Genomic DNA, 12,168 nt, shown 5'->3' with positions numbered 1-12,168 from the left:
ACGAGGACGGGCCCCGGTGCTGCGCACCGGGGCCCGTCCGAGGAAGGTGCGACTCAGCCCGCGGCCTGCTGCGCGAGCTCGTCCGCCTCGTCGCCGAGGGAGATCACTCCGTAGTCCCAGCCCTTGCGGCGGTAGACGACGCTCGGCCGACCCGAGTCCGAGTCGATGAAGAGGTAGAAGTCGTGCCCGACGAGCTCCATGTAGTCGACGGCGTCGTCGACGCTCATCGAGACGGAGGCGAAGACCTTCTTGCGGATGACGACGGGGCAGTACGGCTCCTCCTCGACGTCGTCGACCGCCTCCGCGGGCGGGCTCTGCACCGGGATCACCCCGGTGCTCACGGCCTCGAGGACGGCGGCGTCGGCCGGCTGGATGCCGACTCCGCTGAAGTCGGCGGCAGCGGCGTCCCGCAGGGACGTGGGGCGATGCTGGCCCCGATGGACCTTCTTCCGATCCTTGGCTCGTCGCACGCGTTCCAGCAGCCGACCGAGGGCCACGTCGAACGCCGCGTACTTGTCCGCGCCGTCGGCCTCCGCCCGGACGACCGGGCCCTTGCCGATCAGCGTCAGCTCGACGCGGTCGCCACCGCTCGCGCCCTTGGACTCGCTGTGACGGCTCGCCCTGATCTCGAGCGCGAGCGCCCGATCGGCGAGGTGCGCCACCTTCTCCGACTTCTCCGTCGCGTACGCGCGGAAGCGATCGGTGATGCCCAAGTTGCGTCCTGTGATGTCGATGTCCATGACAACCTCCCAGTCGAGTACGGCGTGCCGCCTTTCTCCGGGCGGACCGTTCACGCCGTGCACCCGAGCGTAGACCCCGGTCACCGAAGTGTCACCGGAAGTTCACCGCACCGCGCCTCGGAGTCGCCGGGAGTCGTCTGCGGATCGGATGCTCGAGCGCAGTGGCGTCGCCGCCAGCGCCGCAGCGGCGCGTACGGTTCCGCCCGCGGCCTCGACCGCGCGCCGGATCTCGAGCAGCGTCGCGCCGGAGGTGACCACGTCGTCGACGAGGACCACCTCCTCGCCGACGAGGGACCGCCCCGCCCGGAACGCGCCGTCGAGGTTGCCTCTGCGCTCGATCCGGTCGAGCCCGACCTGGTCCACGGATCGGCGGACGCGGCGGACCGGATGCGCAGCGCGTCCGCCGCAGGCGCGCACCAGCAGGTCGACCGGGTCGTAGCCGCGCTTCACGCGGCGGCCGTGCGATCCCGGCGGAGCGACGAGCGGCGCCGGCCGGCCGGCCAGCGCGAGGGCGAGCGCCGGACGCAGGCGGGCGGCGAGCGGGTGCGCCGCGTCGGTGCGCCCCTCCTCCTTCAGCGCGACGACCAGGCGGCGAGCGGTGCCCTCGTACGGCACTCCCGCGAAGACCGCGAGCGGCCGCCCCGCGGGACCGATCAGTCGCGGAGGCGGCATCGGCAGCCGGGCGAGGGCGAGGGTGCACTCGGGGCAGGGGGCTGTCGTCGCCGCCCGACCGCATGCAGGGCAGTCGACGGGGAGCACGACGGCCAGCGCGTCGAGGAGCCGGGAGCGGAGCATCCGCCGAGGATGCCGCCTCGGCGACGGACGCCACGCGCCACCGGGTCCGCTCCGTCGTGGAACGTCCTGGGGAGGAGCGCTCAGGACCCCATGCCGGTCTGCGTCGCCAGGAGGCGGACGTCGGTCGCGATCGTCTGCCAGGCGGATCCGCGCTGCTGCCGCAGCTCGCCGCCCTCGGCCAGGATGCGGATCTGCGTGGTCGCGTTGCCCGCGGCGATCTGGCGCGCACCGGTCGTGGTGCCCAGCGGCGTCGATCCGCCGCCGAGCTGGTGCAGCGTGACGGCGTCCTCGCCCGTGGACGCGCGCACCACCGACACGACGTCGAGCTCGTCCGTCCAGCCCGCGGTGACCGCGGTGCCGAGCGTCGAGGAGAGGACGACGGGCTCGCCGACCGCCACGGGATCCCCGTTCGCCGACCGCGTGATGCCCGCGACGAGAATGGAGGCCTGCTGCCCGTCCTGGACGAGGGCGAGCATCCGGCTGCCGTCGCGCGACACCGACAGCGAGGCGAGGGTCTCGACCTCGGACCAGGCCGTCGCCACCTGGAAGGAGCCGGCGCCGTCGGGGGCGTAGGCCACCAGCTGGTTCGGCGCGGCCGAGGGCACGGACCACACGTAGCCGAACGGGTCGATGGCGGGCGCCGTCAGCCCCGCGCGGGCGTCCAGCAGGACGTCCGGCTGCTCGGGGGCCACGAGCGAGACCCCGGCCGCGGAGAGCACCGCCGCCGCGGCCTCGGAGTCGGCACCCCGCTGCTCCCCCAGCGCGACGGCCGACGGCGACAGCGCGCGCACCCGGTCCGAGACCGCGGTCTCGGTGAGGCCCGCCGATCCGAGGAAGCCGAACGCGTCGTCGGTGAGCACGAGGGGGCGCGTGTCGACGCGGGGGCTGATCGGCAGCCCGCTCACCTCGGCGGGCACCTCGATCGGGTTCTGCTCGACCGAGAGCGCCACTCCGGTGACGTTCGAGACGGAGCCGAGGCTGCGGCTGAGCTGCAGGCGCATGAGCCGCCACTGGCGCTCGTCGGCCTCGAGCGCCGCCGGGTTCAGGTCGACGACAGCCTGCTGCGCCTCGACCGGCACGGTCTCGGCGGCGAGGGAGGTGCCGGTCGGGAAGGCGGACACGACCGCGCCGGAATCGCTCAGCCAGGGCGTGGGGCCGCGGAGCAGCTCGGTGACGATCGTGGTGCTGGTCGAGCTGTCGGCCCGCGAGGCGAACCAGCGCAGGTCGGGCACGAGGTAGGTGTAGGAGGGGTCGAAGAAGTAGAGCGCGTGGGTCGAGAAGACCTGCTCGAACGTGGTGCGGTCGATCACGACACCGCTCGGCGGCGAGCTGATCCGCCACTCCCCGTCCTCCTGCACGAAGCCGTAGTCGAGGCTCAGCGCGGTCGTGGAGGCGACCTCGGTGTACACGCCGGTCGCGTCGATCTCGGCCACCGGAGTGATCGAGAGGGTGAGGGTCGAGGAGGACTGCTGCGTCGGCGAGCGCTGCCCCTCGTCGACGGTGACGTGCTCGCTCGGCGTCCAGTCGGCTCCGGCCGACAGGAACTCGCGCGCGATCTTGTAGTTGCTCTGCGGACTGGAGGCGGCGTCGATGAACCCGGTGAGGATCTCGCGCTGGGACGCGCCCTCCGCCGGACCGGAGGGCAGGAAGTCGTACTGCAGGTCCTGCGGCGCGGAGTCGGCGCGCCCGACGCCCACGTCGCCGTCGCGCGGGATGCCGGCGCAGCCGACCAGCGCGAGCAGCACCGCCGCCGTTCCTGCGAGCGCGTGCAGGGCGCGCCGGCTCACGAGACGGCCTCGGGCAGGGGCGGCATGACGATCGGGCCGGTGAAGGCCTGCTCCCCCGCGTCGACGGGAGGCAGCGGGAGCGGCGAGGACTCGATGCGCTCGCCCCGGCGCCGGGGGATGGTCAGGCGGAAGCACGCACCGCGGTCCGGCATCGACCACACCTGCAGCCAGCCGTGGTGCAGGGCGGTGTCCTCCTGGGCGATCGACATGCCCAGCCCGGTGCCGCCGAGCGTGCGCTTGCGGGAGGGATCGGCGCGCCAGAACCGGTCGAAGACGCGCACCACCTCCTCCGAGCTCATGCCGTGCCCGTAGTCGCGGACGGCGAGCGCCACGGCCGTCGCGTTGCTGTCGACGGTGACCACGATCTCGCGGCCGTCGCCGTGCTCGATGGCGTTGCCGAGGAGGTTGCGGACGATGCGGCGGATGCGGCGCGCGTCCATGTCGGCGTCGAAGTAGCCGCCGGGCGCGGAGAGGGTGAGCACCGACCCGTTCGCCTCCGCGATCCCGCGCATCCCGTCGATCTCGTCGCCGGCGAGGCGGACCAGGTTCACCGGCTCCAGCTCGAGCTCCGCCGATCCGGCGTCGTGCCGGGAGATCTCGAGCAGATCGGCGAGCAGGCTCTCGAAGCGGGCGATCTGCCCGTGCAGCAGCTCGACCGTGCGCTCGGCCACGGGCGGGAAGCCCTCGCGCTGGTCGTAGAGGACGTCGCCCGCGAGCTTCATCGTGGTCAGCGGGGTGCGCAGCTCGTGCGAGACGTCCGAGACGAAGCGCTGCTGCACGCGGCTGAGGGTCGCGAGCTCGCTGATCTGCTCCTGCAGGCTGTCGGCCATGCCGTTGAAGGAGCGGGCGAGCGTCGCGATCACGTCCTCGCCCTTCTCCGGGATCCGCACGTCGACGTCCCCCGCTGCCAGGCGCTGGCTGGTCTCGGCGGCGACGCGCACCGGGGCCACGACGATGCGCACGACGACCCAGCTGACGGCTCCGATGAGCAGGATCAGCAGGAGCCCGGCGACGTTCAGCACCTGCTGGACGAACTGGAGCGTGCGCTCGGCGTCGGCCAGCGAGTAGCCGATGTAGAGCTCGTACCGCCCGGCGGAGCTCGGCAGCTCGAGGGTCGAGCCGACGAGGATGCCGGGCTGCTCGTCGCCGTCGGCGTCGAGGGTCACCGACTGCCAGTACTGCCCCTCCGACCCCGCCTGCACGCGCTGGCGGAGCTCGTCGCTGATGATGCCGTCCTGCAGCTCGCGGTTGTAGATGTCCTGCGGGGCGAGCGAGGACGCCTCCTGGTCGGGAGAGCGGACGATCGCGATGAGAGCGGAGGAGGACGCGTCGCGGATGGCGGTGCGGACCGAGCTCATCACCTCCTCCATGTCCTGACGGGTGGAGACGGTGGCCGCGTCGAGGTAGCCCTGCGCCGCGCGGGTCGCCCGCGAGGTGTCGCCGGTGACCTGCGTGAGTCGCGACTGGAAGAGGTTGTCGCTGATGCTGTACGAGAGGTACGCGCCGGTCGATCCGATCGCGATCCCGCTGAGCAGCACGGTGATGGCGACGGCGCGGAACTGCAGCGAGCGCCGCCAGACGCGGAGGACCCGACCGGGCCAGCGCCGGACGCCGGCCGTGGGGAAGCGGCGCGCGGACGACACGGTCAGCCGGGGACGACGGCGCCCGCGCGGTAGCCCACGCCGCGCACGGTCATCACGATGCGGGGGTCGTCCGGGTCCTTCTCGACCTTGGCGCGCAAGCGCTGGACGTGGACGTTCACCAACCGGGTGTCGGCCTTGTAGTGGTAGCCCCAGACCTGCTCGAGCAGCATCTCCCGCGTGAACACCTGCTGCGGCTTCGAGGCGAGCGCGAGGAGCAGGTCGAACTCGAGCGGGGTGAGGCCGATGCGGGTGTCGCCGCGGCGCACCTCGTGCCCGGCGACGTCGAGGCTGAGGTCGCCGACCTGCAGCACGGCGTTGGCGGCGACCTGCGCGGGGCGCAGCCGGGTCTTGATCCGCGCGACGAGCTCCTTGGGATCGAAGGGCTTCACCATGTAGTCGTCGGCGCCCGACTCGAGCCCCTGCACGACGTCGGAGGTGTCGGACTTCGCCGTGAGCATGATGATGGGGACGCCCGACTCGGCGCGCACCTCGCGGCACACCTCGATGCCGTCCATCCCCGGCAGCATCAGGTCGAGCAGGAGGAGATCGGGGCGGGACCTGCGGAAGGCCTCCAGAGCACCCGAGCCGTCGGCGCAGAACGAGACGTCGTAGTCCTCGGCCCGCAGGACGATGCCGATCATCTCGGCGAGGGCCGCGTCGTCGTCGACCACCAGAATGCGCGCGCTCATGAGCCTGTCTTCCTCGTTCCTCCCGCGCCGGCCCCCCTGGGCGCGCGCGGATGTGCTCCAGGCTAACCGAGTCCGCTCGACGTTCGGCGGGACGCGGGAGAGGAGCCTCGGACACGCCTGTGCCAGCATGGGAGCGATGACCGACGCAGCTCACTGGCCACCGCCCTCCGGTCCCTCGGACGAGGCGGGCGCGCAGGACCGCCCGCCCGTCGCAGCCGACGCGCCGCGCCCTCCCGCTCCCGTCGCCCCGAGCGCCTGGTCACCCTCGAGCCCCTGGCACTCCACCGCGCCCACGGTCGCTGCGAGCGGGTGGACGCCGCCCCCGCGCCCCGGTCTGGTGCCGCTGCGTCCCCTCGGCTTCGGCACGCTGCTCGGCGCTCCGTTCCAGGTGCTGCGCCGCAGCCCCCGGACGACCCTCGGACCGGCCCTGCTGATCCAGGGGGTCGGCTCGGTGCTCGCCCTCGTGATCTACGGAGTCGTCGCCGTCCTCGCCCTCGGCCGCATCGACCAGGCGGAGGCGGCCGACCGCGACGCCGTGGGTGCGGGCTCGATCGCGATCGTGATCCTCGCCGCCCTCATCCCCCTGGGCGTCTCGCTCGCCACAGGCGCCCTGGTGCAGGGCCTCGTGGTGCTCGAGGTCTCGCGGGCGGTGCTCGGAGAGAGGCCGACGCTCAGGCAGCTCCTCGCCCGGCTCCGCGGTCGCTTCTGGGCGCTGGTCGGCTGGACGGTCCTCCAGGGCATCGGGCTCTCCCTGCTCGTCCTCGTCGCCGTGGCCGTCGCGGTCCCCCTCTTCGTCGTGGGCGCGCAGGACGCGGGTGCGGGCGCGATCGTCGGCGGCGTCCTCGTGCTGCTCGTCGCGGCGGCATCGGCGACGGCGCTGGGCGCCTGGATCGGGACGAAGCTCGCCCTCGTGCCGAGCCTCCTGGTCATCGAGCGCCAGCCGCTCCGCCGTGCCGTGGCGCGCTCGTGGGCGCTGGTCGCCGGCGGGTTCTGGCGCACCTTCGGCGCCCTGGCCCTGATGCTCGTCATCGTGCAGGTCGCGGGACAGGTCGTCGCCACTCCCCTGAGCCTGCTCGTGCCGATCGGCGGTGCTCTGATCGCGCCCACCGACCCGGAGGCGCAGATCGCCGCCTCGCTGGTCGTCACCCTGCTCTCGCTGGCCGTCGGACTCGTGATCGGCGCGGTCGGCACGGTCCTGCAGGCCGCCGTCACCGGACTCGCCTACCTCGACCGCCGGATGCGCCGCGAGGGCTTCGACCTCGTCCTCCTGCGGCACGTCGAGGACCGCGCGGCGGGCCTGGACTCCCCCGACCCGTTCCCGGCCCCGGAGCGGACGCCGCGGTGATCCGCGCCCTGGCCCCCGCGACCGCACTGGACCCCGACGCCGAGGAGGCCCGGCGCCTCCTGCTCGAGGAGCTCGCCGACCCGCGCTACCGGGCGGCGGAGCCGAGCTGGTTCGACCGGGCGGTGCAGGCCGTCCGCGACTGGTTCTCGTCCCTCACCGTGCCGACGGACGGCCCGGCCGTCCCGATCGCCGCGGTGATCGGGGTCCTCGTCGTCGTCGCGCTCGTCGTCACCGCGCTGCTGATCGCGGGTCGGCCGAGCCTGCGCCGCCGCAGCGCGCTCCGCGGGTCGGTGCTGGCCGCGGACGACGGGCGCTCGTCGGCCGACCTCCGGGCACTCGCCGAGGCCGCCGCGGCGCGCGGGGACTGGAGCGAGGCCGTGATCGAGCGGTTCCGCGCGCTGGTCCGCTCCCTCGACGAGCGGACGCTGGTCCGCGCCTCCCCGGGCACGACCGCGCACGGCTTCGCCCGCCGCGCCCAGGCCGTGTTCCCCGGATCGGCCGCCGATCTCGGGCGCACCGCCGACGACTTCGATGCAGTGCGGTACCTCGACCGACCGGGCGGACTCGAGGAGTACTCCCGCGTCCGCGCACTCGACGACGCACTCGCGGTCGCGGACCCGACGCTCCCGCTCTCCGCGGATCCGCTCTCCGGGGGCCCCCGATGACGGCGCGGACCGATGCCGTCTCCACCCCGACCCTCGGTGCGCTGCTGCGCCGTGGGCGCGTGTGGGCGGCGCTCCTCGCGCTCGTCGCCGTGGGCACCGTGCTGCTGACCGTCGCCACGGGGGCGCCGGCGCTCGCGCCCGACCTCGACGTCGACAGCGCCGCCCCGGACGGGTCCCGCGCCGTCGCGCAGGTGCTGCGCGAGGAGGGCGTGACCGTCGACCGCGCCGACGACCTCGACACGGCGCTCGGGGCCGCGGACTCCGGCGCGGTGCTCCTGGTCGACGACGCCGACGCCGTGCTCGACGAGCAGCAGTACGCCGACCTCGAGGACGCTTTCGGCTCGATCGTGCTCGTCCGCCCGACCGCCACCGCGCTCGACGCCCTGCTCCCCGGGGTGGCGTCCGCGGGCGTCCCGCTCGCGGACGGGTCGCTCGACGCCGACTGCGCCGTCCGGGCCGCCGCGCGCGCGGGGGCGATCCCCGCGGGCGGTCGGGCCTACCGCATCGTCGAGGGCGAGGCGACGGGCTGCTTCCCCACCGGGGACGACGCCTTCGCGCTCGTCACGGGCACGAGCCCCGGAGGCGCGGACGTCGCGGTCCTCGGCGACGCCGACGTGCTCCGCAACGGGACGATCGACGAGCAGGGGCGCGCCGCCCTCGCCCTGAATCTGCTCGGCGCCCAGGAGCGCCTCGTCTGGTACCGCGTCGGCTTCGACGATCTGCGCGGCGAGGGCGCCGTCGATCCGGCCGATCTCGCTCCCGGCTGGGTCACGCCCGTGATCCTCCTGCTGCTGGCCGTCGGAGTGGCCTCGGCCGTCTGGCGGGGACGCCGCTTCGGTCCGCTCGCCGTCGAGCCGCTGCCCGTCGTCGTGCACGCGAGCGAGACCGCCCGCGGCCGCGCGCGCCTCTACGCGCGAGGGAGCACCCGCGTCCGCGCCCTCGACGCGCTGCGCATCGGCACTCTCCGCCGCGTCGCCTCGATGCTCGGCCTGTCCGCCTCCGCGGGGGTCGACGAGATCGTGAGCGGCGCATCCGAACTGCTCGGCGGCGACCCGGTCGCCCTGCGCCGGCTCCTCGTCGAGGACGAGCCCGCCGACGACGCGTCGCTCGTGCGCGCGTCCGACGACCTCCTCCGCCTCGAGAGCGCCGTCCGCGCCGCCCTCGCCCCGACTCCGCACCCCGTCCGACGACAGGAAGGCACCCTCCGATGACCGACTCCCCCCTCCCGCCGATCGCCGAGGACGGGCTGCGCGCAGAGCTCGACCGCGTCCGCACCGAGGTCGGCCGCGCCGTCGTCGGGCAGGACGGCGCGGTCTCCGGCCTCCTCATCGCCCTCCTCGCCGGCGGGCACGTCCTGCTCGAGGGCGTCCCCGGAGTCGCGAAAACTCTCCTCGTGCGCGCCCTGTCGCTCTCGCTCGGGCTCGACACCCGCCGCGTGCAGTTCACCCCGGACCTCATGCCCGGCGACATCACCGGCTCGCTCGTCTACGACGCGTCCACCTCCGGCTTCTCCTTCCGGGAGGGCCCGGTCTTCACGAACCTGCTGCTCGCGGACGAGATCAACCGCACCCCGCCGAAGACCCAGGCGGCGCTGCTCGAGGCGATGGAGGAGCGGCAGGTCAGCGTCGACGGGCGCACCCTCGCCCTCCCCGATCCGTTCCTCGTGGCCGCCACGCAGAACCCGGTGGAGTACGAGGGCACCTACGCGCTGCCGGAGGCGCAGCTGGACCGCTTCCTCCTCAAGCTCGTGCTCGAGATCCCGCCGCGCGACGTCGAGGTCGAGGTGCTGTCGCGCCACGCGGCCGGCTTCGATCCGCGCGATCTCCAGGCGGCGGGGGTGCACCCGGTGCTCGACGCGGGGCGGCTCCGGGCCGCTCAGGACTCCGTCCGCCGGGTCGGAGCCGGAGCCGACGTCCTCGGCTACATCGTCGACATCGCCCGCGCCACGCGCGAGAGCCCGAGCGTGAAGCTCGGCGCGAGCCCCCGCGGCTCGACGGCCCTGCTGGCCGCCTCACGGGCGTGGGCCTGGCTGAACGGCTACGGCTCGATCACTCCGGACCACGTGCAGGCCATGGTCCTGCCCGTCCTGCGGCACCGCCTCCAGCTCCAGCCGGAGGCGGAGCTCGAGGGCGTCCGGACGGAGGCCGTCCTCGGCGGCGTCCTGCAGCAGGTCCGCGTCCCGGTCTGATCCGTGCACCTCTCCGGACGCTCCGTCCTCGTCCTCCTCGTCGGCCTCGTCCCCGTCGTCCTGCTCGGCGGGCGGGCGCAGGTCGCCTTCGCCGTGCTCGCGCTCTGGCTGCTCGTCTGGGCCGTCCTCGTCGGCGTCGATCTGGCGGTCGCCGGCTCGCCGCGCGCCGTCCTCCTCGAGCGCATCGTGCCCGATCGCGTCCGTCTCGGCGAGCGCGCGGAGGCGGAGCTGCTGATCACGAGCACCGGGCGCCGCCGCGTCCGCGGAGTCGTCCGCGACGCGTGGGAGCCGTCGGCGGGGGCGCTGCGCACCCGCACGGCACTGGACCTCCCCTCCGGAGAGCGCCGAGCCGTCAGGACGGTGCTGGAGCCGCGCCGGCGCGGCGAGCGGCACGCCCTCCATGTGACGATCCGGTCGGACGGACCCCTGGGGCTCGCCGGGCGGCAGGCGACGCGGTCGGCTCCCGCGACGGTGCGGGTGCTCCCGCCGTTCCGCTCCCGCCGGCACCTGCCCTCCCGGCTCGCCCGGCTGCGCGAGCTGGAGGGCCGCACGAGCGTCATGATCCGAGGGCAGGGCACCGAGTTCGACAGCCTCCGGGAGTACGTCCGCGGCGACGACGTGCGCTCGCTCGACTGGCGGGCGACGGCGCGGCGCCGTGAGCCCGTCGTCCGCACCTGGCGCCCGGAACGGGACCGGCGCGTGGTCGTCGTCCTCGACACCGGGCGCACCTCTGCCGCCCGCATCGCGGACGAGCCCCGGCTGGACACGGCGATCGAGGCGGCTCTGCTGCTCTCGGCCCTCGCGGCGAGCGCGGGCGACCGGATCGACGTGCTCGCCTTCGACCGCGCCCGACGCGCCCGCGTCCACAGCGCCTCCGGGAGCGAGGTCCTCGGCCGGGTCGTCGACGCCCTCGCTCCGGTGCAGCCGCAGCTCGTCGAGACCGACTGGTCGGCCGTGCCCGCGCAGGTGCGGGCCCTCGTCCCGCAGCGCTCCCTGGTCGTCCTCCTCACAGCCCTCGACTCGGTCGGCGCCTCGGAGGGGCTGCTGGCGGTGCTCCCCCAGCTGACCCGCACGCACACGGTCGTCGTGGCGTGCTCGCTGGATCCCGAGCTCGTCGAGATGGCGGCCGACCGGAGCGACCGCGCGACCGTCTACACTGCGGCAGCCGCGGAGCGCTCGCTCGGCGACGCGGACCGGCTGGCGGCGGCCGTGCGCCGGCTCGGCGGCGACGTCGTCCTCGCGACGCCCGAGAAGCTGCCGCCGGCCCTCGCCGACCGCTACATCGCCCTGAAGGCGGCCGGCCGGCTCTGATCAGGCGTCGGCGATGCTGCGGGAGCCGCGCGCGAAGCGGTCGAGGTCGCCGGTCTCCCCCGCCCGGGCGGCCCGGCCGCCGAGCACGATCATGTAGGCGAGGAACGCGAGCAGCGCCACCGACCCGATCCCGATCTTCACGAACCACGGCCACGGCGCCGGCGTGACGAAGCCCTCGATGATCCCGGCGACGAACAGCACGAACACGAGCCCGATCGCCACGGTGAACAGACTCCGGGCGTCCTCCGCGAGCGCCTGGCCGCGGGTGCGCGCTCCCGGCGCGATCCAGGCCCAGAAGATCCGCAGTCCCGCCGCGGCCGCCACGAACACGGCCGTCAGCTCGAGCTGCCCGTGCGGGGCGATGTAGAGGAAGAACGTGTCGCCCTCGCCGTAGTGGAACATCACGGCGATCGAGGTGCCGAGGTTCTGCGCGTTCTGCAGCAGGATGTACGGCACGTAGACGCCGACGATGCCGAAGGCGACGCACTGCGCGGCGATCCAGGCGTTGTTGGTCCAGACCTGGCCGGCGAAGGACGCGGCCGGGTTCTCGGAGTAGTAGTCGACGAAGTCCTCCTGGGCGAAGCGTCGCAGCTGCTCGTCGTCGCCGAGCGAGGCGAGCAGGCGGGCGTCCCCCAGGATCCACACCGCGAACAGCGTCGACACGAGCGCGGTGGCCAGGGCGACGGCGAGCGTGAGCCAGCGGAGGCGGTGCAGCGCGGCCGGCAGCGTCACGACGGCGAACCGCGCGATCGCCGCGAGCGGCTCCTCCCCGGTGCCGGTGAGCCGGCCGCGCGCCCGCGAGAGCGAGACGGCGAGCCGGGCGCCGACGGCGGTCGATCCCGCCGTCGAGGCGATCGCGGCCAGATCGGCGGACGCCGACTGGTAGCGCTCGACGAGCTCGTCCGCCTCGTCGCCGGTGAGCCGGCGCTTGCGCGAGAGCTCGTCCAGGCGGCGCCACTGCGCGTCGCGCGCGGCCGAGAGAGCGTCGATGTCCATCTGTTTAGA

The 12,168-nt window shown here is 74.4% G+C and carries 11 protein-coding genes; 5 read left to right on the top strand and 6 right to left on the bottom strand.

Features of this window, described 5'->3' with window-relative positions; all coding sequences use genetic code 11:
- Positions 1 to 53 precede the first annotated feature (53 nt).
- The 5 genes from hpf to mtrA all read right to left on the bottom strand — a co-directional run bounded on the left by hpf (position 54) and on the right by mtrA (position 5,654).
- On the bottom strand, positions 54 to 740 hold the full coding sequence (gene hpf, locus AC0CID_RS00885; protein WP_465225462.1) for a ribosome hibernation-promoting factor, HPF/YfiA family: 687 nt from the start codon (positions 738 to 740) through the stop codon (positions 54 to 56).
- A gap of 102 nt (positions 741 to 842) precedes the next feature.
- Positions 843 to 1,535, bottom strand: coding sequence for a ComF family protein (locus tag AC0CID_RS00880; protein WP_465225461.1), 693 nt, complete (start codon positions 1,533 to 1,535; stop codon positions 843 to 845).
- An 80-nt stretch (positions 1,536 to 1,615) separates the two neighbouring features.
- On the bottom strand, positions 1,616 to 3,322 hold the full coding sequence (locus tag AC0CID_RS00875) for a GerMN domain-containing protein (RefSeq protein WP_207406460.1): 1,707 nt from the start codon (positions 3,320 to 3,322) through the stop codon (positions 1,616 to 1,618).
- Complete coding sequence (gene mtrB, locus AC0CID_RS00870; RefSeq protein ID WP_207406462.1) at positions 3,319 to 4,965, bottom strand: MtrAB system histidine kinase MtrB; 1,647 nt, start codon at positions 4,963 to 4,965, stop codon at positions 3,319 to 3,321. The genes AC0CID_RS00875 and mtrB overlap by 4 nt, the downstream gene beginning before the upstream one ends.
- Before the next feature lie 2 nt (positions 4,966 to 4,967).
- Complete coding sequence (mtrA, locus tag AC0CID_RS00865; RefSeq protein WP_207406464.1) at positions 4,968 to 5,654, bottom strand: MtrAB system response regulator MtrA; 687 nt, start codon at positions 5,652 to 5,654, stop codon at positions 4,968 to 4,970.
- A gap of 136 nt (positions 5,655 to 5,790) precedes the next feature.
- On the opposite strand from mtrA, the gene AC0CID_RS00860 reads away from it, so the two are divergent.
- The 5 genes from AC0CID_RS00860 to AC0CID_RS00840 are packed head-to-tail and all read left to right on the top strand — an operon-like array spanning position 5,791 to position 11,163.
- Positions 5,791 to 6,999, top strand: a complete 1,209-nt coding sequence (locus AC0CID_RS00860; protein ID WP_465225460.1) for a hypothetical protein — start codon at positions 5,791 to 5,793, stop codon at positions 6,997 to 6,999.
- The gene (locus tag AC0CID_RS00855) at positions 6,996 to 7,664 is read left to right on the top strand and encodes a DUF4129 domain-containing protein (RefSeq protein WP_465225459.1); all 669 of its coding nucleotides are present in this window, start codon (positions 6,996 to 6,998) and stop codon (positions 7,662 to 7,664) included. The genes AC0CID_RS00860 and AC0CID_RS00855 overlap by 4 nt, the downstream gene beginning before the upstream one ends.
- A complete protein-coding gene (locus tag AC0CID_RS00850) occupies positions 7,661 to 8,875 on the top strand; it encodes a DUF4350 domain-containing protein (RefSeq protein WP_465225458.1) in 1,215 nt (404 codons plus the stop codon). The genes AC0CID_RS00855 and AC0CID_RS00850 overlap by 4 nt, the downstream gene beginning before the upstream one ends.
- Positions 8,872 to 9,852: an AAA family ATPase gene (locus AC0CID_RS00845; protein ID WP_465225457.1), complete on the top strand. Its 981-nt coding sequence runs from the start codon at positions 8,872 to 8,874 to the stop codon at positions 9,850 to 9,852. Before AC0CID_RS00850 ends, AC0CID_RS00845 begins: the two co-directional genes overlap by 4 nt.
- A 3-nt stretch (positions 9,853 to 9,855) precedes the next feature.
- A complete protein-coding gene (locus tag AC0CID_RS00840; protein ID WP_465225456.1) occupies positions 9,856 to 11,163 on the top strand; it encodes a DUF58 domain-containing protein in 1,308 nt (435 codons plus the stop codon).
- Here AC0CID_RS00840 and AC0CID_RS00835 read toward each other — a convergent pair whose 3' ends face one another.
- Positions 11,164 to 12,159 carry a stage II sporulation protein M gene (locus tag AC0CID_RS00835; protein ID WP_465225455.1) on the bottom strand — a complete coding sequence of 332 codons (996 nt, stop codon included), beginning with the start codon at positions 12,157 to 12,159 and terminating at the stop codon, positions 11,164 to 11,166.
- Positions 12,160 to 12,168: the final 9 nt, after the last annotated feature.

The organism is Rathayibacter sp. AC451 (assembly GCF_979253095.1).
This window is presented reverse-complemented; position numbering and strand designations above follow the sequence as displayed.

Coding starts and splice junctions, on each gene's coding strand:
- hpf (WP_465225462.1), bottom strand. CDS start 740: ATGGACATCGACATCACAGGACGCAACTTGGGCATCACCGATCGCTTC.
- AC0CID_RS00880 (WP_465225461.1), bottom strand. CDS start 1,535: ATGCTCCGCTCCCGGCTCCTCGACGCGCTGGCCGTCGTGCTCCCCGTC.
- mtrA (WP_207406464.1), bottom strand. CDS start 5,654: ATGAGCGCGCGCATTCTGGTGGTCGACGACGACGCGGCCCTCGCCGAG.
- AC0CID_RS00860 (WP_465225460.1), top strand. CDS start 5,791: ATGACCGACGCAGCTCACTGGCCACCGCCCTCCGGTCCCTCGGACGAG.
- AC0CID_RS00850 (WP_465225458.1), top strand. CDS start 7,661: ATGACGGCGCGGACCGATGCCGTCTCCACCCCGACCCTCGGTGCGCTG.
- AC0CID_RS00845 (WP_465225457.1), top strand. CDS start 8,872: ATGACCGACTCCCCCCTCCCGCCGATCGCCGAGGACGGGCTGCGCGCA.
- AC0CID_RS00835 (WP_465225455.1), bottom strand. CDS start 12,159: ATGGACATCGACGCTCTCTCGGCCGCGCGCGACGCGCAGTGGCGCCGC.